The organism is Mesorhizobium sp. M0998 (assembly GCF_040318885.1).
In the GTDB taxonomy this organism is placed as follows: domain Bacteria; phylum Pseudomonadota; class Alphaproteobacteria; order Rhizobiales; family Rhizobiaceae; genus Mesorhizobium.
In genome coordinates, this window is record NZ_JAMYND010000041.1 from 23520 (window position 1) to 45053 (window position 21534).

Sequence of the window (21534 nt, forward strand, 5' to 3'; positions counted from 1 at the left end):
GCGCCTGCAAGATTGGTATTGCAGGTAGGCGCAAGCCCACGATTTGTCAACACAAACGGGCGGCATTGGTGCGATTGTGAAGCCGTAAGCTTAATCGCGATGGTTACCGCTCGTCGATGGCCCGCTGTTCAGCAAGGCGACATTCTCGCATCAGCGCAGGTGTTGCAGATCAGCAACGCCAGGGTGCATTCATTCTGACTACACGCCAAAGTATCATTTGAGATTTGAAATAACTCAGAAAACTAGCCACAAACGATTCATCCATTTTCTTGGCTAGGGGGGCCACATTATGAAGAAAGCTTTTCTCTCCGCTGCGTTTCTGGCAGCGGCCTTGACTCCGGCGATCGCGGCCGATGTCGTGGAGTTGCCGGTCGCATCAACGTATAACTGGACGGGCCTCTATCTAGGCGCACATGTCGGCGGTGGCAGCAGCAAAGTAGACTGGGAATATACTGGTGGCGGGACGGCTGATCATGATGGCAGCGGCGCCCTGGGCGGCGTCCAGGCCGGTTACAATTTCCAGAGCGGAAATATAGTCTATGGCGTCGAGGCGGACATCTCGGCCGCCCATATCGATGGCGGCACGGACTGTCCGAACCCCACCTTCTCTTGCGATTCCGATGTAAAGATGCTCGGATCGCTGCGTGGCCGAATTGGCTATGCGATGGATAGGCTGCTGATCTACGGTACCGGCGGTCTCGGCTTCGGCAGGGTTGAGATTAGCACAAGCGGTCCGATCGGGACCAACGGCACCTCGAAAACCAGAGCAGGCTGGACCCTGGGCGCGGGCCTGGAATATGCCTTTACCGATCACTGGTCGCTTAAGGGCGAATACAAATATTTCGATCTGGGCAAGAGCGATTATACAGTCGACACCGGCCTGAATGTCGAAGCAAAGGTCCGCATACACACCGGAGTCATCGGCTTGAATTACAAGTTCTGATCGCAACGATCGGCCGCCGCAACACTTGTGTTGTCAAATAGGAACCCGGCCTCGTGCCGGGTTTTTATTTGCACGGTCTGTTCAATACCTGAACTGTTCGGCGAGAATGCGCTCGTTCCACGAATGGTTGGGATCGAACAGCAGCGTCGCCGTTGCCGTCGGCGATTCCCTCACCGTGACCGTCGTCACCGCCTTGACCTCGGTGTGGTCGGCGGCGGCATTCACCGGCCGCTTTTCCGGCTCCAGAATGTCGAAACGCACGATCGCCTTGTTGGAGAGCAGCGCGCCGCGCCAGCGGCGCGGACGAAACGGGCTGACCGGGGTCAGCGCCAGCAGCGGAGCGTCGAGCGGCAGGATCGGCCCGTGCGCCGACAGATTATATGCGGTCGAGCCGGCCGGCGTCGCAATCATCACGCCGTCGCAGTGCAATTCCTCCAGCCGCTCTTGCCCATCCACGGTGATGCGGATCTTGGCCGTCTGGTACGACTGGCGCCAAAGCGCGACCTCGTTGATCGCGAGCGCCGAAATCGTCTCGCCTTCGGCCGTCACCGCCTGCATCTCCAGCGGACGGATCGTTTCGGCAACGGCCGCCGCGATGCGCCCGGTCAAGCCGCTGGCGCGGTATTCGTTCATCAGAAAACCGATGGTGCCACGGTTCATGCCGTAGACCTTCTTTCCCGTGCTCATCGTCTCACGCAGGGTCTGCAGCAGAAAGCCGTCGCCGCCGAGCGCCACGACGATCCCGGCTTCTTCGACGGAGGCCTGGCCGTAACGCGCAGAGAGGCTTTCCAGCGCTGCATTGGCGTCGGCTGTACCGGATGAGACGAAGGCGAAACGGCTGGCGGTTTTGCTCATGGCTCTCAACGACAACCGATTGGCGACGACCGTCTGGCGACCGATTGGCGGCGACCGGTTGCTGGGCCGCGCCAGCGCCGGGTTAGCATGGGTGGGCATTTCTGCAAAGGGAGGGAGGTGCCTGGAGATGGCGACCAAACAAGCCGCACTCGCGCATCATGTCGGAGGACAAAATGATGTGATGGTTAAGACTCGCCTTAAACTCTCGTAAAGCCATATCGATCATGTTAGCCGGCAGCGGACGGGCGGCGTGGGGGCTAACCAGTCGAGGCCGATCTATTGCCGCTGGCACGCTTGATTATTGTCTTCCTGATGCTGGCAAGTTTTGCCCTGGCTTTCGCGGAACTGGTGCGCCAGGCGGAGGAAAAGAGCTTTAGACCCGAGCCCACGGCCTCGCGCTGCGGCGACGCGGCGGGGACACCCTGTCCGCAAAGGGCGCTTTGACGCCACAGCGCCAGTGCTTATCGGGCTTGCAACAGATGGCAGCCGGCCTGGCGCTTTTGCGCGAGATACTCGTCGACAAGCTGGCGATAGCGGACTTTGCCGAAGCTCGGGAAATGGCCGCCGTGCACGACCGAGACATCGAGATCGCGCATGCGCAGCAGCGTTTCGACATAATCGTCGATATCGGAGTGATAGACGTCGTCGATCAGCGGGCCGTCATAGATGATGTCGCCGGAAAACAGGATGCCCGTCCTGTTTTCGTAGAGCGCAATGCCGCCGGGTGAATGGCCGAGCGTGTGGATGACCTCGAAGGCACGGTCGCCGAGATCGACGATGTCGCCTTGCTCGAGCAACCGGCCGGCTGGTGCGGGCAGGATCCGGTAGCGCTTCGTGTCCCAGCCTTGCGGCATGCCGTCGAACATCTCGTCGGTGGCATAGCGGTCGGCAACCGTCCATTCGTTGCGTGGATCGGCGAGGATTTCGGCCTCGGCCGGGTGCACGCAGCGGTCGGGAAATTCGTGATGGCAGCCGATATGATCGAAATGGGTGTGACTGGCCACGCAGGTGAGCTTGCGCTCCGTGACCAGCGGCACGTGGCGGCGCAGGCTGAAATGGCCGAGGCCGGTATCGAACAGAAGATCGCGGTCGCGGCCGCGCACATGCCAGATGTTGCAGCGGAAGAACGGCTTGATCCACGGCTCGTGGATCAGCGTCACGCCATCGCCCATGCGGATAGTTTCGTACCAGTCAGGAGCGTCGATGATTGGAAGCGTGCTCATGTTCAGTCCGCAAGCAGGATGATGTCGCCAGCATCGCACGATACCGCGACAACGTCGCCCGGCTGGACGGCCGATGCTGCCGCGACCTTGGCGATGAAGTGCAGCGCCGGGTCGGTCGTGGAGGTCCCCAGCACACGCTTGAAGCTGCCCTGGAAGACGACGTCGCTGACCTTGGCCGTACCGAGCGCCACAGCACCGCCGGCAGCGCCGAGAACAAGATGCTCCGGCCGGACGGCCAGCGCAACGGTCGAGCCGGCCGGCAATGTGCCGGGCAAAGAGAGCGACCCAAGCTTCGTGGTGACGGCGACTTTGCCGCCCTTCGCCTCGGTCACCGTTCCCGATATCAGCGTGCTTTCGCCCATGAAAGTCGCGGAAAAGCGCGTCGCTGGCCGTGCATAAACGCGCTCGGGCGGTCCTTCGTCCTCGATGCGCCCGTCATTCATCACCACGCAATGATCGGCCAGCGCCATCGCCTCTTCCTGATCGTGAGTGACGTGGATGAAGGCGGTGCCGACGCGTTTCTGGATCGCCTTCAACTCGTCCTGCATCTGCCGGCGCAATTTCAGGTCGAGCGCGCCGAGCGGCTCGTCGAGCAACAGCACCGCCGGCTCGACCACCAAGGCGCGCGCCAGTGCCACGCGCTGCCGCTGACCGCCGGAAAGCTGGTGCGGCTTCTTGTCGAAGGCAGTGGCCAGCCCAACCAGCGCCAGCGCCTCGCGCGCCCTTGCTGCCCGGGTTGCGGCATCGACACCCCGCATGCGCAGGCCGAAGCCGACATTGCTGCCGACGCTCATATGCGGAAACAGCGCGTAGTCCTGGAACACGGTCGTCGTCGGCCGCTTCGCCGGTGGCACGGCAGTGCAGTCCTCGCCGCGGATCAGCACCTTGCCTTCGCTCGGCGTGACGAAGCCGCCGAGGATGGACAGAAGCGTCGTCTTGCCGGACCCGGACGGCCCGAGCAGGATCGTGTAGCTGCCAGGCTCGATCGTCAGCGAGACGTTCTTCAGCACGGTATGCTGGCCGAAGCGATGCGAGACGGAGCTTATATCGACCAGTGGCGCACTCATGCCGGCTTCCTCCGCAACAGCATCAGCTCGAACAATACCACCAGCACGATGGAGACGGCGAAGACCAGCGAGCCGACGGCGTTGGTCTTGGGATTGAGGCCGGAGCGCAGCAGGTTCCAGATCTCGACCGGCAGCGTCGTATCGAAGCGCGTCAACAGGAACGAGATGACGAATTCGTCCCAGGAGAAGGTCATCGACAGAAAGAAACCGGCGAAGATCGCCGGTGCCATGACAGGCACGGTGATCAGCAGCAGCACCTTCCATTCGGGCGCGCCGAGGTCGCGCGCGGCGCGCTCGATGTTGATCTGGTGGTCGCCCATCTGGCTGTAGACGATGGCAAAGCAGAGCGGCAGGTTGATCACGACGTGGCCGATGCCGGCGGCAATGAGCGACTTCGGCACGCCGGCCCAGTTGAACAGCACCAGCAGCCCCATGCCGATGATGAGATAGCTGACGGTCAAGGGCAAGGTGATCAGCCCGCGCATCAGCCCCGAGCCCGGCAAAGCGAAGCGCGCAAAACCCCAGGCCGAGAGAAAGCCCAACGTGACGGCGGCAGCCGAGGAGACGACCGCCACCAGCAGCGAATTGACCAGAGCCGAGGTCAGCCGCGTGTCGGCGAGCACGGCCTCGTACCAGCGCAGCGACGGCCCGGTGAAGGGCGGGATCGGAAACGACGTCGCCTGCAGCGAAAACAGCACCAGAACGATGACCGGCAGAAAGATGAAGCCGTAAATTGCGATGGCATAAAGGCTGGAGACGAGGCGGATGAGCGCGCATGGTCAGGCCCGCTCGATCTTCAGCCAGCGGGAGCAGGCGAGGTAGGCGATGGTGACCACCGCCATCAGGATGATCGACAGCGCCGAGGCGAGCGGAAAGTCGCCGCGCCGGCCGATCTGCATCATGACGAGCTGCGGCATCAACAGCTCGTTGTTGCCGCCGAGGATCTGCGGCGTGATGTAGTCGCCGATGCACAGCACGAAGGTGAGGAAGGCGCCGACCATGATACCGGGGAGCGTCAGCGGCAGAACGACATGCAGGAAAGTCCGAACCGGCCCGGCGCCGAGGTCGGCGGCGGCCTTGCGGTAGCTGGGGCTGAGCTGCTTCAGATTGGCGAAGATCGTCAGCGTCAACAGCATGACGAAGAAATGCACGAAGCCGGTGATGGTGGCCAGCCGCGTATTGGCGAGCTGCAGCGGTTCGCTGGACAGGCCAGAGCCTGTCAGTGCGCGGTTGACGACGCCGTTTTGCGCCAGCACCAGCAGCCACGAATAGGAGCGCACGACATAGGAGGTCCAGAACGGCAGCACCGCCAGCATCAGCGCCAGCCGCTGCCAGCGCTCCGGCACCTGTTCGGCCAGGATCCAGGCAAAAGGATAGGCGAGCAGCACGGAGATCACGGTGACGATCGCTGTGACCTGCAGCGAGTTCACCATCGCCTGCCAGTAGGACGGATTGGCAAAGAACTGGCTGTAGTTGGACAGCGTGAAGCCGCCGCCTTCATGTGCCGTCAGGCTGGATACCGCCATGGCGACGAAGGGCAGCACAAAAAACAGCAGCGTCCAGCCGAGCGCCGGCGTGACCAGCGCCCAGGGCAGGGCACGCCCACTGTTGACGGCGTTCACGACCGGCATCCGGTCATTGCGCCTGCAGCATTTCGGTCCAGACGTCCTGCATCTTCTTGTCGAGGTCGGCGTTCGGCGCAGGATAGGACTGGGCGCGGGCGAGGAATTCCGGCTGCTCGTCAAAGCGCAGGATCTTCTTCTGCTCGTCGCTCAACGCCGCCTTGCTGTTGGCCGGCATGCCCCAATAGCAGGACGAGGTGGCGAGCCGCGCCTGGCCTTCGGGGCTCATAATGTACTGGATGAATTTAAGCGCCAGCTCCTTGTTCTTGGAATCCTTGAACATTGCCAGCGACTGCGACCACAGCACGGCGCCTTCTTTCGGGATAGAGAAGTCCAGGGCAGGGTTTTCCTTGGCCAGCCCCGCCGTCACCCATTCGCCGCCGCCGACCAGAATGTCGACCTCGCCGGTCGCCAGCGCCGTCTGGCTGGCGGTCACTTCGCCGACCAGCTTGGCGTTGGCCTTCATTTTGAGCAACTCTTCCTTGATGGCGGGAAGGTCGGCTTCGGTCAGGTCGGCGGTCTTTTTGCCGATCGCCAGTGCGGCCATGCCGATGACCGGCAGGTAATAATCGTAGATGGCGATCTTGCCCTTGTATTTGTCGCCGGTCAGCGCCGCCATCGTCTGCATGTCGGCCGGGTCGACCTTAGTCTTGTTGTAGCCGATCGTGTTGTAGCCGAACTTTTCGGTGATGCCGTAACGCTTGCCGTCAACGACGGTGGAGCTGTCCATCTTCACCTGCGGAAACAGATCGGCCAGCGGCAGCTTGTCTTCCGGCAGCGGCTCGAACAGGCCTTTTTCGACGCCGCGCGGTATGTCGATGCTGTCGATCACCATCACGTCCCAGTCGCCGGGCTGCGATTGTTCGACGATGGCCAGGCCGGCGCCCGTGCCTTCAAACTCCTTGACATTGACCTTGACGCCGTTCGCTTCCTCGAACGGCTGCAGCAGCACCGGATCGGCGTGATCGCACCAGATCAGCGCGTTGAGATCCTGCGCCTGAGCGAGGCTGCCCGCCGCCAGCAGCAGTGCTGCCGCGGCACACGCGCCTTGGAGATGGCTCTTCAGAACGGAAAGCGGATTCCTGACGGTTGGATTGGGGGTCTTTGGATTGACGGACATCGAGTGTTCTCCCTTGCCTTTTTGGCTTGTAGGAAAAATTGAACCAATTCTAAAATTGAGTCAATTCTGTTTTTGTGGCAAACAGCCGTTATGAGCGGATTGCGGGCAAGGCAGAAGGCGGATCGGCACCGCCGCATCATCGAGGCGGCGGCGGCGCTTTTCCGCGATGCCGGTTATGAAGGCGCCAAGATCGAGACCATCGCGGCGCAGGCCGAAGTCTCGGTCGGTACCATCTACAATTACTACCAGAACAAGGGTGATATCCTCGGCGCCATCGTCTCGATGGAGGTCAACGAGGTGCTGAATGCCGGGCGCGGCGTCGTCGCCAACCCACCGGCCAATGTCGGCGACGCTCTCGATACGCTGCTCGGCATCTATATCGAGCACTCGCTGCATTATCTCAGCAAGGAGATGTGGCGGCAGGCGATGGCGATCTCGACGCAACTGCCCGACAGCCCGTTCGGCCAGGCCTATACGGGGCTGGACCGCGCCCTGACCGAGCAGATCCGCGCGCTGATCGTCCGCCTGCAGGCGCTCGGCCTGGTGCGTCGCGACATCGACGGGCCGGCACTCGGCGAACTCATCTTCAACAACATGAACATGATGTTCATCGAATTCGTGAAGCGCGAGGAGGCGAGGATTGCCGAACTGCGCACGGCGATACGCAGGCAGAACAGGATATTGGTGGCGGCGATCGGAGTGTAAGAAGATCAAGGGCGAGTTGGGCCTGCAACACAAATCGCCGCAGCCGGAGCATCGCCTACCGGTTGATCAGCCATAGAATGGCCGAGAGCACGATGCTGACCAGTATCCCCGTCGTGATAGGGACATAAAGCCTGAAGTTCTCACGCTCGATCACGATATCGCCGGGCAGCCTGCCAAGGCCGGTCCGGGCCAACCAAGGCCACAGCAGGCCTATGGCGACTATGCTGAGACCAACGACGATCAGAGTTCGCGACATGGCAGCATCCTGCCGACAAAAATGCCGGGCGCCCAATATGGACCCCGATCATCCGGCTACTAGGCCTGCTCGAGCAAGGATTTCAGGAGCCGGCGTGACATGCCCGTGCGGCTTGCAGTAGTCCGGGTCGATCGCGCGATAGCCGAGCAGATGGCCGAGTGGCGCCAGGATCGCCAGCGCCACTCGCTGAATCGCAGGTGGCGGGTGCGTGAAGACGATCACGTCGGCAAATTCCCTGGCGATGACTGCTGCCTGAAGCGGCGAAGGTCTACCTTTTCTGTCTACCTTGCCGGCATTGGCCAGGCCGAAGAGCATGCCGATCAGCAGCTCGAAACGGTTCGGGTCGACATTGTCCGCACCTGGCGCCCGGTCGACTTCGACCAGGACATGCGCTTCTTCGGTTTTGCTGCTGTTCCACCAATCATGTGCGACGCCTGCTTCGACCGTGGCGGATTGGCCAGGCTCCAGGGACAAAGTCTTCCCGGCGATGCAAGCGTCGAGACGGCCACGGAGGACGGTAAACCGTTCCGTCAGGTTCGGGTGGAAGTGCTCGCCCACCACTGCGGCTCCCGGCCGGGCGGTCAGATGAGCGATGCCAGGTCCCTGGCCGCGGTCTTCGGTGCCACGCAGGATGACCGCATATTCGCCGGTCACCTTGTTCTCGTAGACATCTCCACAGCGTGACATGGATCGGCTCCGGAGTTTCAGAGCACCAATGCCCGGCAACTCTATCGTCAAAGGCTTGGTCGTTCAACGACGCTCCAACGGGCGATTGCGGAAACACCAGTTGCCGGCTCTTCGTCAACGCGGGCGATCAGCGCTCTACCGAACATGCTTAGGCGGCCGCGCTCGCGGAAACGGCACGACCGTCAGTGGCGCCTTGCGGAATTCCGCGATGGCTATTTCTTCAATCAGCGCGTCGAGGGCCTCGTTGACGCGTCGGCTCGTTTCATCCGCACCGCAGAGGCGGTTTTGTGCGCACTCCAAAAGCTCGCGCGCCGCGGCGAAATCACTTCGCATGACAACACCCTTTGGTTTTTGGCCCGCCGCACCGACATTGTCGGCGCGCTTAATTGAGCGAGTGCTAATATACACAGGAGCAATTTAATCGAATGGTACGAGATGGCCGAGGTCGGGAGAGAGGGCCGAAATGACGGCTCTGCAACGGCGAAGTCACGCCCGGGCTCAGCGTCTCTAGATATGAGATGCTAACTCGTTGTCTGGCGACAGATTGTGCCAGCAATTTCACGGAAGTTTCTGGTGACCCGACGAGGACGGTCCCGACACGTACGCCCCTAATACGATCTTGGGCGGCTTATATATTCTCTGGCGGCGGCAATCTGGCGCCGGTGCTCGCGGAGGAAGGCTGCGCCGAAACAAATGGCAAAGGCCAGTACTGAAAGGCTTGTCGTTGCTCTTGATGTTGGATCGGGATCGGGACTTAGCAGGAAACGGAAACCGAACGCGAAGGCGAAGACGATAAATCCGCCAAATATGCCGTTGATGAAGGGGGCGGTCGTGCGTTTCTGCTCCAACGAAGACTCCTAGGTTTTCCGCTAGGGAACTATGGTTTCCGCTAGGGAATATATGCGTTGAAGCTGATGTGCTACCGATCCTGACGGCCCCGGCCTGTGGATATCGGGGATGAGCAGATATCAAGCGCCCCGGAGGTCTCAAGAAGCCCGTACTGGTGCCCCCGGACGGAATCGAACCGCCGACCTTCGGTTTACAAAACCGCTGCTCTACCAGCTGAGCTACAAGGGCACGGCGCTCCGGTTACCATATCTGCTGCGCCAGTAAAGACAAAACTCCGTTTTTCGGTTCCCGGCGAACGCGCCGGTTCTGCCGCCAAGGCGTCCTGAAAACGGCCAATTCGCTTCCTATATTGATCGAAGGTGCAATCGCATCAGCGAGGCAGTCGCATGATCAGGTTTGTCATCATTCTCCCGCTCGTCGTCGTGGCCTGGGTTCTCCTGGTGAAGCTCATCAAGGACCTGAAGCGCGCCAATATCGACTGGACCGGCGTCACCACCATCATCGGTTTCATCGCGCTCGCCTTCTGGCTGCGGCATATCACCGGCATGGGATGAGGCCTGCCGACTGTTTCGGTGAACTGTCGACGGCGCGACCGTTCGTGTTCGCGCATCAGACCCCGCGATTTCTCCCGCCGAGAAAAAATCCAAAAAGACCTTCGAACCTTTTTCCTTGTTGCGACGACTGATGGTCAAGAGGCGGTTGGATCGCCTCCCACAACAAGGAGATCGTCATGTTCAAGCGCACCATCGTTGCCGGCCTCGTCGCCACCACTGTCGCCGCCGCCATGCTGGTCGGCACCGTTCAGCCGTCGGCCGCCCATCACAAGCACAAGCACCTCGGCATCGGCATTGCCGCAGGTGTCGGCGGCTTCCTGCTCGGCAGCGCGCTGGCCCAGCCGCGCACTGTCTATATCGAGGAAGGCGGCGGCTCGTGGCACGTCCGGCGCTGCCTCAATCGCTACCAGAGCTACGACCCGTACTCGGACACCTATGTCGGCTACGACGGCTATCGCCATCGCTGCTGGCTTTGAGGGCCACGATGCCAGCTTGGGAGGAGGTGACCGTTTCATGCAACCGGAAGAAGGGCGCCCCACTGGCTCTTTTTCTGTTGTTCGGCGATAGGCTTCTTGTCGAAATCGACTGACTATCAGTGTCGGCGCTGCCCCTCATCTGCCTGCCAGCATCTTCTCCCCGTATAGTGACGGGGAGAAGGGACGCTCTCGGCGATGACTTCGGCAGTCTCCAGCGCTGCAAGAGGGCGCCAAGGTCCCGGTCAGCTTCTTTCTCCCCGTCACTATGCGGGGAGAAATGCCCGGTAGGCCAATGAGGGGCAGCGCCAGCTTCAGTCTCCAAGCAATTTAGCTATCATTTGTCTCTGATTTCACCAGGAACCCGGCAGTATACAGCGATTTCCCAACAGCCTAGTCTGCACCGATAGCGAAACAGGGAGAGGGCGCTTGGGCGAGCAAGATCCGAACGAAGAGCCGATCGAGACAATTTTCCGCAACGGCACGATCACCACCGTCGGCATCCTGCTGGCGTTCTCGCTGGGCTTCATCACGCATTGGGCCGCCAACCCGATACCATGGGAAATCTATCACCTGGCCGCCGTCGCGCCGATTTTGATCGGCATTGCCCTGCAGATACGAGCGCTGCGGTTGCTGCTCGACATAACGTCTCTACAACGGCGCGTTTATGAACGCGCCAATCGTATCTTCATTGCCGGCCTCATCTTCACCGCCTGCGGAGTTGGGCTGGCGATGCTGCTTGATTTCTATGACCTATCGACCAAGAGCGCGGTGCCCGGGGCCTAGCTTTGGCCATCCTGGCAGATGTCGCACCATTCGACGCTGGTCAGCGCTGCCATGCGCTCGGTTCGCTGCGAACGCCGGGAGGGGTCGGCAGCCCGCCGATCATCCTTGTCACCTCCGCCGCCGCATCGTGCACAAGCGGGCCGATCTCGGCCAACCGTTCCGGCGTTACCCGCACCGTCGGCCCGGAAACCGAAACGCCGCCGATCGGCTCGCCGAACTCATTGAAGATGGCGGCGGCAACGCAGCGCATGCCCGGATGCCGCTCCTCGTCGTCTACCGACCAGCCGCGCAGCTTGATCGTCACCAGGTCGCGGGCGAGCGCCGAGATATCGGACAGCGTGTTTTCGGTGAAGCGCTCCAGCCCGGCCCGGCGCAGGATGGTGGCGACGCGTTCCGGCTCGAGATGCGCCAGCACCGCCTTGCCGATTCCCGAGGCATGGAAGGAGCTGCGCGTGCCCGGCCGGAAAAAGGCGCGGATCGCCTGATGCGTCTCGACCTGGCTGACAAAGACGACGCAATCGTCCTCGGCGACGCCGAGATTGGCGGTCTCGCCGGTCTTCTCCATCAATTCCTGCATGACGATACGGGCGCGGTCGACCAGCTTGCGGCGGCGCAGGAACGCCGCGCCCATGCGATAGGTCTCGACGCCGATCGACCACAGCTGGTCGGTACCGTCGAACTCGACCATGCCGTGGTTCTCCAGCGTCGTCAGCATGCGGTAGGCGGTGGATGCCGGCAGACCGGAACTGGCGGCGATCTCGCTCAGCGACAGGCCGCTGCCATCGGCAACGATTGCCAGGATGCGCAGCGCCCGGTCCAGCGACTGCACCGAGGCGGCCTCGGACGGCCCGTTGAAGGCGCGCGGCCGGCCGCGCTGGCGTTTTTCGGTGGTTTCCATCGGGCCATTCTTCCCCTGTTCGCCCAACAGGCAATGAAAAAGTTTTCCAGTGATTTACGAAGCGAATTCATGGAAAACAAAAAGGCCAATCAATTCAATTGACAAGAGCTGTTTTCTAGAAATGGAAAAATATTCTGAAAAAATTGAAAAATCGTTGGTGCGCTGGCATCATCGGCTATCAACAATTCCGTGGAGGCTGACATGGCCAGGATGCGCGCAGTCGACGCAGCGGTTCTCGTTCTCGAAAAGGAAGGCATCTCCTGTGCCTTCGGCGTGCCGGGTGCTGCGATCAACCCGCTCTATTCGGCACTGAAGGTGAGGGGCAGTATCCGCCACATCCTTGCGCGTCACGTCGAGGCGGCCTCGCATATGGCCGAAGGGTTTACCCGCGCCAGATCGGGCAATATTGGTCTGTGCATCGGCACTTCGGGTCCCGCCGGCACCGACATGATCACCGGCCTCTATTCGGCCGCTGCCGATTCAATTCCCATCCTCTGCATCACCGGGCAGGCGCCGCGCGCGCGTCTCAACAAGGAGGATTTTCAGGCCGTCGACATTGCGGCGATCGCCGCACCCGTCGCCAAATGGGCGGTCACCGTCATGGAACCCTATCTGGTGCCGATGGCGCTGCAGAAAGCGTTCCATCTGATGCGCTCGTCGCGGCCGGGGCCGGTGCTGATCGATTTGCCTGTCGATGTGCAACTGACCGAGATCGAGTTCGACATCGATGCCTACGAGCCGCTGGTGCCGTTCAAGCCGGCAATGTCGCGCGCGCAGGCCGAGAAGGCGTTGACGATGCTGAACGCGGCGGAAAAGCCTGTCATCGTCGCCGGCGGCGGCATCATCAACGCCGATGCGTCCGATCTGCTGATCGAGTTCGCCGAGGTCACCGGCGTGCCTGTCATTCCGACACTGATGGGCTGGGGTGCGATCCCCGACGACCACCGCCTGATGGCCGGCATGTGCGGGCTGCAGACCTCGCACCGCTATGGCAATGCCACGATGCTCGAAGCCGATTTCGTTTTCGGCATCGGCAACCGCTGGGCCAACCGCCACACCGGTTCGGTCGACGTCTACACCAAGGGCAAGACGTTCATCCACGTCGACATCGAGCCGACGCAGATCGGCCGCGTCTTCGCGCCGGACCTCGGCGTCGTCTCGGACGCCGGTGCGGCGCTGAAAATGCTGCTCGACGTCGCCACGGAGTGGAGGACGGCCGGAAAATTGCGCGACTGGTCGGGCTGGGCCGGCGAATGCCGGCAGCGCAAGAAGACAATGAAGCGCAAGACGCATTTCGACCAGGTGCCGCTGAAGCCGCAGCGCGTCTACGAGGAGATGAACAAGGCGTTCGGCCGCGACACCACCTATGTCACCACGATCGGCCTGTCCCAGATCGCCGGGGCGCAGTTCCTGCACGTCTACAAGCCACGCAACTGGATCAATTGCGGCCAGGCCGGCCCGCTCGGCTGGACATTGCCGGCGGCCCTCGGTGTTCGCGCCGCCGATCCGGACCGCACAATTGTGGCATTGTCCGGCGATTATGATTTCCAGTTCATGATCGAGGAACTGGCGGCCGGCGCACAGCACAAATTGCCCTACATCCATGTCGTCGTGAACAACGCCTATCTCGGGCTGATCCGCCAGGCGCAGCGCGGCTTTTCGATGGATTTCGAAGTCAGCCTGGCCTTCGAGAACGTCAACCGGAAAGACGAGCCTGAGGCGGGCTACGGCGTCGACCACGTCGCCGTTGCCGAGGCGATGGGCTGCAAGGCGGTCCGGGTGCGCCGGCCGGAGGAATTCGCCGGTGCCTTCGAAGAGGCAATGCGCCTGATGGACGAGCACCAGGTTCCGGTGGTGCTCGAATTCATCCTCGAGCGCGTCACCAACGTTTCGATGGGCACGGAAATCGACAAGATCACCGAATTCGAGGAGCTTGCCGAACGCCATGAAGATGCCCCCACGGCGATCGTCATGCTCGACTAAGCCGCATATGAGGAACTACTGCCATGCCACGGTTTTCAGCCAATCTTTCGATGCTCTTTGGCGAGCATGACTTCCTCGACCGCTTCGATGCCGCCGCCCGCGCCGGCTTCAAGGGCGTCGAGTATATCGGCCCCTATGACCATGCGCCGGATGTCGTCGCAGCCAGGTTGAAGAAGAACGGGCTGACGCAGGTCCTGTTCAACCTGCCTGCCGGCGACTGGGCCAAGGGCGAGCGCGGCATCGCGATCCTGCCCGACCGCGTGCCGGAGTTCCGGCAAGGCATTGCCAAGGTCGTCACCTATGCGCACGCATTGGGCTGCGAGCAGGTCAACTGCCTCGCCGGCATCGTGCCGCAAGGCGTCGACCGCTCCGTGCTGGAAGACGTCTTCGCCGAAAATCTGGCTTTCGCGGCCGAAAAGCTGGAGCAGGCCGGCATCAGGCTGCTGATCGAGCCGATCAACACCCGCGACATTCCGGGCTTCTTCCTGAATTACTCGGACCAGGCTCTGGCCCTGATCGACCGCGTCGGCTCGAAGAACCTGTTCCTGCAATACGACATCTACCACATGCAGATCATGGAGGGGGATCTCGCCCGTACCATTGAGGCAAACCTCAACCGCATCGCGCATATCCAGCTTGCGGATAATCCCGGCCGTCATGAGCCGGGGACGGGCGAGATCAATTTTCCCTTCCTGTACAACCACATCGACCGCATCGGCTATTCCGGCTGGGTGGGGGCGGAGTACAAGCCGAAGGCGGGGACGGATGCCGGGCTTGGCTGGTTTCGGGACGCGGCCGGGCAGGGGAGTGCGGCGGCATAGACGCAACGTGTCGCACGTCGCGTTCCTGCGCGCCCCCTTAACAAGAAACGGAGAAGGACATGGAAACCATCGGCTTCATCGGCCTCGGCATCATGGGCGCGCCGATGGCGGGGCATCTGCTAGACGCCGGTTATCAGGTCGTCGCCAGCGACCACCGCTCGAAGCCGCCGGCCGATCTCGTCGCCAAGGGCCTGAAGGCCGTCACCGGCCATGATGCCGTTGCCCGCGCGGCCGACATCGTCATCACCATGGTTCCGGATACGCCGCAGGTGGCCGATGTGCTGTTCGCTGAGAATGGCGTCGCGTCAGGCCTCACTAAAGGCAAGCTGGTCATCGACATGAGCTCGATCTCGCCGATCGAGACCAAGGAATTCGCAAAAAAGATCAACGATGTCGGCTGCGACTATCTCGATGCGCCGGTGTCGGGCGGCGAGGTCGGGGCCAAAGCGGCATCGCTGACCATCATGGTCGGCGGCGAAAAAAATGCCTACGAACGCGCCAGGCCTATCTTCGAGAAGATAGGCAAGAACATCACTCTGGTCGGACCCAACGGCGTCGGCCAGATCACCAAGGTTGCCAACCAGATCGTCGTTGCGCTGACCATCGAGGCCGTCGCCGAAGCGCTTGTTTTTGCATCGAAAGCCGGCGCCAACCCGGCCAAGGTCAGGCAGGCGCTGCTGGGCGGGCTCGCAAACTCGCGCATCCTGGAAGTGCATGGCGAGCGCATGATCAAGCGCACTTTCGCGCCCGGCTTCCGCATCGAACTCCACCAGAAGGATCTTAACCTGGCGCTGGAAGGGGCAAAGGCGCTGGGCGTAGCACTACCCAACACCTCGATGACGCAGCAATTGTTCAACTCTTGCGTGGCGAACGGTGGAGCAAAGGAAGACCATTCGGCACTGGTCAGGGCGCTGGAGCGGATGGCTGGCCACGAGGTTGGGTGAGAGTGAGGTGAATTAGTCTGCAATACCTTCGATGGGCCGACTTCTTTCGACCGCATAGCGTATGAGATCGGCAAAACGTTTCAGAAAATCTTTGGATTCCTCCGACATTCCTTCAGTTCGCACAAGTGCCTCAACTTGCTTGGTCAAGGAAGGTAGGGATTCGATCGGAAGAGTGACGTCCTCATAGAAATCTTCGAATTTCAGTATGAGTTCAAACGCGTTTTGGTTTGCGATTGACACGATTTCATGATGCGCAGAGGGACCTACCGATACGCATCGATCGATATGCCCATCTGGATTGAGAACGGCAAAATCCAATGACATGCATTGCGCCCTATTTGCCGCGCGCGAACCACCGCCTCGCCGCATAAAGCGCCACCGCCGCGGCATTCGACACGTTGAGCGAACGGATGGCGCCGGGCATGTCGAGCCGGGCGAGCGTCGTCACCGTCTCGCGTGTCTTCTGGCGCAGGCCTTTGCCCTCGGCGCCCAGCACCAATGCGATCTTGTCTCCGGCAAAGCTCGTTTCGAGCTCCGCCGGCCCGTCCGAATCCAGCCCGATCGTCTGGAATCCGGCCTCGTGCAGCTGCTCCAGCGCATCGGCGAGGTTCTTCACCTCGATCTGATCAATATGCTCGAGCGCGCCGGAGGCCGATTTCGCCAGCACGCCGGATTCCTGCGGGCTGTGGCGCGCCGTGGTGATCAATGCACCGGCGCCGAAAGCCACCGCCGAGCGCAGGATCGCACCGACATTGTGCGGATCGGTGATCTGGTCGAGCACCAGCACCAGCCTGGTGTCGCCGAGCGCATCGAGGCATTTCGGTTTCAGCGGCTCGGCCTCGATCAGCACGCCCTGGTGCACGGCATCCGAGCCGGTGATCTTGTCGATGTCCCTGGGTTCGACCAACTCCGCGTTGAAGGGCAAAGCGCCAAGGTCGGCGATTGCCAGCCGCTCGGCAGCGTTGCGCGTCACCAGCATCTTCCTGATTTTGCGGCGCGGATTGTCGAGTGCGGCCCGCACCGTGTGCAGCCCGTAGAGCCGCACCAGCCCATCCGCCGGGTTCTCGCCGGGCGGCACCGGCTGGCGCGGCCTGAACGCCGGCGCGCCGCCGCTCTTCTCGTCGCGATGCGCGCGGCGCAGCTTGGCGTAGTGGGTGTCTTTAGGGGTCTTGGATTTGTTGTCGTTGCTCATGGCCGGCTTCTATAGCCGTGTCGTCCGGCCATGGATACAGCTGCATAAGCTGCTTGTCGGGCGAGGCGTGAGATTCAGCGCTTTTTGCCGGACGGTTGCGGTTGACAGTTTTGGGCGCTGCCGCCATAAGGCGCTTCGCGGAAGGGCTGCTTTGGCAGCCGCGACGCGTCGATGCCTCGTTGCATGGCTCCGGCGGCAGACTGGAGAGGTGCCCGAGTGGTTAAAGGGGACGGACTGTAAATCCGTTGGCTATGCCTACGTTGGTTCAAATCCAACCCTCTCCACCACTGCCGGCCCGGAAGCCCTGAAACGCAGAGCGAGCGTCGGAGCGGATCCGATGCTTGACTGAAAGGCGCGGGTATAGCTCAGTGGTAGAGCAGCAGCCTTCCAAGCTGAATATGCGGGTTCGATTCCCGCTACCCGCTCCAGATTTCCCCCAAGCCGCGGCGCACCTCGCGCACGATTCCGAAGCAGGCACCGCCAAGCGAAGCGTTTTGCCGATAGTTCAAAGTATTCGTTGCGCGTCCAGACGGACGCGCACCTTAATCTGTGTTATCGTTGTCCCGAACCGCAGGCGGTGTGGGGCGACAGGCGTCAGCTCGCGAATTTGCTGAATATGGACGCGAGTTGGTTCTGCTGCGGCACTTGCCCGTTCGGCGTCAGCTGGTCGACAAGCCCTGGCAAGGCCGCCGACAGTTGCTTGAGCAGGTCCTGTTGGTTCAGGCCCGTCCTTTGCGCGATCTCCTGAATGATCTGCGGGCCGAGGGCACTGCCCAGATCGCTGGGGTTGATCGGCTGGTTCTGACCGGTGCCGACCCACGAATTGGCAACGTTGCCGTGGCCGGCGTCCTTCAGTTTGTCGAGCAGTCCGCCTAGACCGCCGAGCAGTCCGCCATCGGCGGATGCGGTTGTATCAGGCGGGACGGGGGCAGGGCTCTGCGCCGCCTCCGGCTGGGCGGAACTTCCACCGCTCAGCATTTTTCCCACCAAAAGTGCGCCGAGCGCGATCATCAGCGGCTTGGCGACGTTGCCGCCGGGAACGGCATTGTCAAACAGTCCCATTGTGGATCTCCATGTCAAATTGCCCGTCCGTCTCCAACAATGACGCATCCATGGCGAATTTCAAGCCGGTTTGAGCTTTCCGTAATCATGATTTTCAAGTTGGCTTGAGCTTTGCTTAATAATGTGGAAGTAATCGGGTGCGGGGAACGGAGAGGAAAAATGTCAATATTAAGCTGGATTATTCTCGGCGTCATCGCCGGCTTCATAGGCAGCAAGATCGTCAATAAAAGCGGGCAAGGCCTGGTGCTCGACATCGTGCTCGGGATTGTCGGCGCCATCGTCGGCGGGCTCATCTTCAGCGCCTTTGGCGCGTCGGGCGTTACCGGGCTCAACATCTATAGCCTGATCGTCGCCGTGGTCGGTGCCGTGGTTGTCCTGTGGGCCTATCATCAGTTCAGCGGCAAGAGGGCACTCTAGAAGCCGTCTGGCAGTTGCGTCGGCATTCAGGTGAATGCCGACCGCCTATCTCATCCTTTTGAGGATTTCGCGGATCAGCGTGTTGAGGCCGGCTTCCAGCCCTCTCACCCATGATCGGCCATAATTCCTCGAGCAATCGCTGCCATACCGCATCGCGCCCAATCCTCACCGGCAGATTTGGCATCGCGCCCATTGCCGCCGTCACGTCGCGGCGCAGCCGCTCGCCACAGGCGCTTGCGCCGCTGATCGTCGGATCGAAGGGCAGCCGGGTGAAATCCCATTTTCCGCGCTGCTCGATGCCGAGATTGCTCTCGACTTCGGCATGCGACAGCACCGTTTTGGGCGTGACCTTGATGCGGTAGTATTTGCAGAGTTCGGCGACGACGGCGGCCATCGCGCCCCACTGCGCCCTGGTCATCGGATAGCGGCCGGCATCGAACGGCCTTTCCTCCGCCCCGGCCATGCAGCAGAGCGAAACCCCGATCGAGCCGCCGTTGCAGTTGAGCGTGTGCGCGGCATATCCCGGTTTTACCCGGCCTGAATTGAGCGCGATCGAAGGCCGGCCCCTGACCAGGCGGCCATTCCCCTCGACCAGTATGTGATACGCATCCCTGTCGGTATCGCCGGCCGAATGCGAGCCGGCCGTCCAGTGGCAAATGACGCGCCTCATCGCAACATTGGGCAACCAGTCGGGCGGCAATGCCACAGAAATCCCCGCGACATAAGTTCAGTGACGGAGCACAGTATAGTTTCCTTGGCGGCGGACGCGAAAACGAAACGATAATTTGGTTGAGCGTTTTCTAACGGTCAGCTATTCGCCGGCATCTCCGGCGACCGCGTGTTCTCTGTATTGCGGCAGATCGTCGGTGATCGTGAACCACTTCGCCTTGGAGCCGACGAAGATGTGCTGCGTCGGGCGGATGGTCGGCTCGTCGACCAGGGTTCCCATGGCGACATGCACGAAGGCACCGTCGCGGACCACCGAATAGAGCAACGAGCCGCAGGTCTTGCAGTGCGCGTCATGGCCGGTTTCGTCGCCGAAGATCATGAGATTGTCCTCGCCCCCGGTCAGGCTCAGCCTGTCGCGCTCGATGCCGGCGAATGGCTTGAAGGCCGAGCCGGTGGTGCGCCGGCAGTTCGAGCAGTGGCAGTTCGCGGCATAGACGAACGCGTCCGCCACCGTGTACTGAACGGCGCCGCACAGGCACTTTCCGATAAGCCTGCGGTTGCGTGAATTCTGGTTGTCATCCGGGGTTGCCACGCGCTCCTCCCATTATGCAGGCCGATTTCAGTTTCAAGCGACGACGGTCAACCGGCGCTTGCGCTCGTCGAGCGAGACGATGGTCAACCCGCTGGCCACCACCAGCAGGATGCCGCAGACGGCCAGCGCATTCGGGAGCTGCCGGAATACCACCAGGCCTGAAATCACCGCCCAGACGGTAAAGCAATAGTAGAACGGCGCTACCACGCTGGTCGGCCCGACGCGATAGGCCATGAAGATGAAGAAGTGGCCGAAGATCAGGAACAGTCCGGCGCCGCCCATCAGCAGCAGGTGACGGATTTCAGGCACCACCCACTGCTCGGAAACCAGATGCGCAACGCCGGCGCCGGCGAGCACCACAATCACCGCGGAAATAGCGACGATCATCCCCGGCACGTCGGCGGCGACCTTGCGTCCGGCCAGATCGCGCGCCGCGGACAGGGCGGCATTGCCTAGCGCCAGCAGGGCATAGACCGAAATCCCCTGCATTGTAGGTTGTGCCACCATCACCGCGCCGACAAAGCCGAGCCCGATCAGCGCCAGGCGTACCCCGCCGATCCGTTCGCCAAACAGCATCGAGGAGCCGACCAGCATCAGCAAGGGCGTGATCTGCCCAAGCGCGGTCGAATCGGCGATCTGCATGTTGGCGAGCGCCACCACGTAGCAAAGGATCGCACCCAGTTCGAGCAGGTTCCTGCGCAAAACCTTGGCGTCGAGGATCAGCGGGATCTGCTTGCCGTAGCCCAGCATGAACAGCAGCGGAATGCCCCACAATGTTGCCGCAGCGCCGCGCAGGAACAGCACCTCATAGGGCGGCAGTCCCGCGGTTGCGAGCTTCATCATCGTGTCGTTGACGATGTAGGACCCGGTCGAAACGACCATGAACAGCGGGCCTCGTATGGCAGTCGGGATGAAATGCATAGGCCCACGAAATCAGACCGGCGCCAGGGCGGCAATGGGCCAGATCCGGCTGTAAATCCGTCAAAGCCGTCAGCCGCCGCCACAACCATTCCAATTGCCCTTGTTCGTTCCTATATCCGCGCCACATTCTCCGAAACCGGATCACGCGTTCGGGCGGGCGAGCGCGCTCGGCGACAAGGCACTTGTGTTTTTCGGCCTTAGTCGCTAATCGCCCCGCATTCGACTGAACTGAAGGTCCAGGCCGTCCCCAGGCCGTCCAAGGAAAGAGACTATGGCAAAAGGTAAATTCGAGCGCACTAAGCCTCATGTGAACATTGGCACGATTGGTCACGTCGACCATGGCAAGACGTCGCTGACGGCGGCGATCACCAAGTATTTTGGCGAATACAAGCGCTACGACCAGATCGATGCGGCGCCCGAAGAGAAGGCGCGCGGCATCACCATTTCGACGGCGCACGTCGAATACGAGACCGCCAACCGCCACTATGCCCATGTCGACTGCCCCGGCCACGCCGACTACGTGAAGAACATGATCACCGGTGCCGCGCAGATGGACGGCGCGATCCTGGTGGTGTCGGCCGCCGACGGCCCGATGCCGCAGACCCGCGAGCACATCCTTTTGGCCCGTCAGGTCGGCGTGCCCTCGATCGTGGTGTTCTTGAACAAGGTCGACCAGGTCGACGACGCCGAGCTGCTCGAGCTGGTCGAGCTCGAGGTGCGTGAGCTTCTGACCAAGAACGAGTTCCCCGGCGACGACATTCCGATCGTCAAGGGTTCGGCGCTTGCCGCCCTTGAAGACAGCGACAAGAGGATCGGCGAGGACGCCATCCGCGAACTGATGGCTGCGGTCGATGCCTACATCCCGACGCCGGTTCGTCCGCTCGACAAGCCGTTC

The 21534-nt window shown here is 61.7% G+C and carries 27 protein-coding genes and 3 tRNA genes; 12 read left to right on the top strand and 18 right to left on the bottom strand.

Features of this window, described 5'->3' with window-relative positions:
- The first annotated feature begins 289 nt into the window (after window positions 1–289).
- Window positions 290–943, top strand: coding sequence for an outer membrane protein (locus tag NKH59_RS27575; protein WP_352451078.1), 654 nt, complete (start codon window positions 290–292; stop codon window positions 941–943).
- 81 nt (window positions 944–1024) lie between these two features.
- On the opposite strand, the gene NKH59_RS27580 is transcribed toward NKH59_RS27575, so the two are convergent.
- From NKH59_RS27580 to NKH59_RS27605, 6 genes are all read right to left on the bottom strand, one after another.
- Window positions 1025–1798: an NAD kinase gene (locus NKH59_RS27580; protein WP_023679915.1), complete on the bottom strand. Its 774-nt coding sequence runs from the start codon at window positions 1796–1798 to the stop codon at window positions 1025–1027.
- Between the two features lie 461 nt (window positions 1799–2259).
- Window positions 2260–3021 carry an MBL fold metallo-hydrolase gene (locus NKH59_RS27585; protein WP_353023639.1) on the bottom strand — a complete coding sequence of 254 codons (762 nt, stop codon included), beginning with the start codon at window positions 3019–3021 and terminating at the stop codon, window positions 2260–2262.
- A gap of 2 nt (window positions 3022–3023) precedes the next feature.
- Window positions 3024–4088: an ABC transporter ATP-binding protein gene (locus tag NKH59_RS27590; RefSeq protein WP_353023641.1), complete on the bottom strand. Its 1065-nt coding sequence runs from the start codon at window positions 4086–4088 to the stop codon at window positions 3024–3026.
- Window positions 4085–4855 (bottom strand): ABC transporter permease, encoded by a 771-nt coding sequence (locus tag NKH59_RS27595; RefSeq protein WP_353023663.1) that lies wholly within the window; start codon window positions 4853–4855, stop codon window positions 4085–4087. Before NKH59_RS27595 ends, NKH59_RS27590 begins: the two co-directional genes overlap by 4 nt.
- Before the next feature lie 12 nt (window positions 4856–4867).
- Window positions 4868–5719: an ABC transporter permease gene (locus tag NKH59_RS27600; RefSeq protein ID WP_353023643.1), complete on the bottom strand. Its 852-nt coding sequence runs from the start codon at window positions 5717–5719 to the stop codon at window positions 4868–4870.
- Between the two features lie 4 nt (window positions 5720–5723).
- A complete protein-coding gene (locus tag NKH59_RS27605; RefSeq protein ID WP_353023645.1) occupies window positions 5724–6830 on the bottom strand; it encodes a polyamine ABC transporter substrate-binding protein in 1107 nt (368 codons plus the stop codon).
- 90 nt (window positions 6831–6920) lie between these two features.
- Here NKH59_RS27605 and NKH59_RS27610 point away from each other — a divergent pair, with 90 nt between their 5' ends.
- Window positions 6921–7535, top strand: coding sequence for a TetR/AcrR family transcriptional regulator (locus tag NKH59_RS27610; RefSeq protein ID WP_352472778.1), 615 nt, complete (start codon window positions 6921–6923; stop codon window positions 7533–7535).
- A gap of 55 nt (window positions 7536–7590) precedes the next feature.
- On the opposite strand, the gene NKH59_RS27615 is transcribed toward NKH59_RS27610, so the two are convergent.
- The 5 genes from NKH59_RS27615 to NKH59_RS27635 form a co-directional block, all read right to left on the bottom strand.
- Window positions 7591–7791 (bottom strand): DUF2905 domain-containing protein, encoded by a 201-nt coding sequence (locus tag NKH59_RS27615; RefSeq protein WP_023679908.1) that lies wholly within the window; start codon window positions 7789–7791, stop codon window positions 7591–7593.
- 48 nt (window positions 7792–7839) lie between these two features.
- Window positions 7840–8478, bottom strand: coding sequence for a cupin domain-containing protein (locus NKH59_RS27620; protein ID WP_352978089.1), 639 nt, complete (start codon window positions 8476–8478; stop codon window positions 7840–7842).
- Window positions 8479–8613: 135 nt separating this feature from the next.
- A complete protein-coding gene (locus tag NKH59_RS27625) occupies window positions 8614–8811 on the bottom strand; it encodes a hypothetical protein (protein WP_084641813.1) in 198 nt (65 codons plus the stop codon).
- Window positions 8812–9086: 275 nt separating this feature from the next.
- Window positions 9087–9326, bottom strand: a complete 240-nt coding sequence (locus NKH59_RS27630; RefSeq protein ID WP_156937488.1) for a hypothetical protein — start codon at window positions 9324–9326, stop codon at window positions 9087–9089.
- Window positions 9327–9479: 153 nt separating this feature from the next.
- Window positions 9480–9555: transfer RNA gene (locus NKH59_RS27635), tRNA-Thr, on the bottom strand.
- 158 nt (window positions 9556–9713) lie between these two features.
- Here NKH59_RS27635 and NKH59_RS27640 point away from each other — a divergent pair.
- From NKH59_RS27640 to NKH59_RS27650, 3 genes are all read left to right on the top strand, one after another.
- Window positions 9714–9881 carry a hypothetical protein gene (locus NKH59_RS27640; RefSeq protein ID WP_352492505.1) on the top strand — a complete coding sequence of 56 codons (168 nt, stop codon included), beginning with the start codon at window positions 9714–9716 and terminating at the stop codon, window positions 9879–9881.
- 176 nt (window positions 9882–10057) lie between these two features.
- The gene (locus NKH59_RS27645; RefSeq protein ID WP_352746790.1) at window positions 10058–10357 is read left to right on the top strand and encodes a BA14K family protein; all 300 of its coding nucleotides are present in this window, start codon (window positions 10058–10060) and stop codon (window positions 10355–10357) included.
- 426 nt (window positions 10358–10783) lie between these two features.
- Complete coding sequence (locus tag NKH59_RS27650; protein WP_352593845.1) at window positions 10784–11140, top strand: hypothetical protein; 357 nt, start codon at window positions 10784–10786, stop codon at window positions 11138–11140.
- 40 nt (window positions 11141–11180) lie between these two features.
- Here NKH59_RS27650 and bhcR read toward each other — a convergent pair whose 3' ends face one another.
- Complete coding sequence (gene bhcR / locus NKH59_RS27655) at window positions 11181–12038, bottom strand: HTH-type transcriptional regulator BhcR (protein ID WP_353023647.1); 858 nt, start codon at window positions 12036–12038, stop codon at window positions 11181–11183.
- Between the two features lie 201 nt (window positions 12039–12239).
- On the opposite strand from bhcR, the gene gcl reads away from it, so the two are divergent.
- Genes gcl through NKH59_RS27670 form a run of 3 tightly spaced genes read left to right on the top strand, consistent with a single transcriptional unit; the run spans window position 12240 to window position 15786 of the window.
- The gene (gene gcl, locus NKH59_RS27660; RefSeq protein ID WP_353023649.1) at window positions 12240–14021 is read left to right on the top strand and encodes a glyoxylate carboligase; all 1782 of its coding nucleotides are present in this window, start codon (window positions 12240–12242) and stop codon (window positions 14019–14021) included.
- Between the two features lie 23 nt (window positions 14022–14044).
- On the top strand, window positions 14045–14842 hold the full coding sequence (gene hyi / locus NKH59_RS27665) for a hydroxypyruvate isomerase (protein ID WP_353023651.1): 798 nt from the start codon (window positions 14045–14047) through the stop codon (window positions 14840–14842).
- Between the two features lie 59 nt (window positions 14843–14901).
- A complete protein-coding gene (locus NKH59_RS27670; RefSeq protein WP_352975171.1) occupies window positions 14902–15786 on the top strand; it encodes a 2-hydroxy-3-oxopropionate reductase in 885 nt (294 codons plus the stop codon).
- Between the two features lie 12 nt (window positions 15787–15798).
- Here NKH59_RS27670 and NKH59_RS27675 read toward each other — a convergent pair whose 3' ends face one another.
- The gene (locus NKH59_RS27675; RefSeq protein WP_352570930.1) at window positions 15799–16110 is read right to left on the bottom strand and encodes a hypothetical protein; all 312 of its coding nucleotides are present in this window, start codon (window positions 16108–16110) and stop codon (window positions 15799–15801) included.
- A 10-nt stretch (window positions 16111–16120) separates the two neighbouring features.
- The gene (locus NKH59_RS27680; RefSeq protein WP_353023654.1) at window positions 16121–16978 is read right to left on the bottom strand and encodes a TrmH family RNA methyltransferase; all 858 of its coding nucleotides are present in this window, start codon (window positions 16976–16978) and stop codon (window positions 16121–16123) included.
- A 202-nt stretch (window positions 16979–17180) separates the two neighbouring features.
- Between NKH59_RS27680 and NKH59_RS27685 the strand changes: the two genes are divergently transcribed.
- Both NKH59_RS27685 and NKH59_RS27690 read left to right on the top strand, forming a co-directional pair.
- Window positions 17181–17265, top strand: a tRNA-Tyr gene (locus tag NKH59_RS27685).
- A gap of 67 nt (window positions 17266–17332) precedes the next feature.
- Window positions 17333–17406, top strand: a tRNA-Gly gene (locus tag NKH59_RS27690).
- Between the two features lie 166 nt (window positions 17407–17572).
- On the opposite strand, the gene NKH59_RS27695 is transcribed toward NKH59_RS27690, so the two are convergent.
- Window positions 17573–18040 (bottom strand): YidB family protein, encoded by a 468-nt coding sequence (locus NKH59_RS27695; protein ID WP_023680430.1) that lies wholly within the window; start codon window positions 18038–18040, stop codon window positions 17573–17575.
- A gap of 159 nt (window positions 18041–18199) precedes the next feature.
- Here NKH59_RS27695 and NKH59_RS27700 point away from each other — a divergent pair, with 159 nt between their 5' ends.
- Complete coding sequence (locus NKH59_RS27700; protein WP_023717513.1) at window positions 18200–18457, top strand: GlsB/YeaQ/YmgE family stress response membrane protein; 258 nt, start codon at window positions 18200–18202, stop codon at window positions 18455–18457.
- On the opposite strand, the gene NKH59_RS27705 is transcribed toward NKH59_RS27700, so the two are convergent.
- The 3 genes from NKH59_RS27705 to NKH59_RS27715 form a co-directional block, all read right to left on the bottom strand.
- Window positions 18435–19163, bottom strand: a complete 729-nt coding sequence (locus NKH59_RS27705; RefSeq protein WP_353023656.1) for a peptidoglycan recognition protein family protein — start codon at window positions 19161–19163, stop codon at window positions 18435–18437. The two genes, NKH59_RS27700 and NKH59_RS27705, sit on opposite strands and share 23 nt — an antisense overlap.
- A 105-nt stretch (window positions 19164–19268) precedes the next feature.
- The gene (locus NKH59_RS27710) at window positions 19269–19718 is read right to left on the bottom strand and encodes a GFA family protein (RefSeq protein WP_353023658.1); all 450 of its coding nucleotides are present in this window, start codon (window positions 19716–19718) and stop codon (window positions 19269–19271) included.
- A 33-nt stretch (window positions 19719–19751) separates the two neighbouring features.
- Window positions 19752–20639 carry a DMT family transporter gene (locus NKH59_RS27715; protein ID WP_353023660.1) on the bottom strand — a complete coding sequence of 296 codons (888 nt, stop codon included), beginning with the start codon at window positions 20637–20639 and terminating at the stop codon, window positions 19752–19754.
- Between the two features lie 271 nt (window positions 20640–20910).
- On the opposite strand from NKH59_RS27715, the gene NKH59_RS27720 reads away from it, so the two are divergent.
- On the top strand, window positions 20911–21534 hold a 624-nt coding region (locus tag NKH59_RS27720; protein WP_353023662.1), incomplete at its 3' end, for a GTP-binding protein.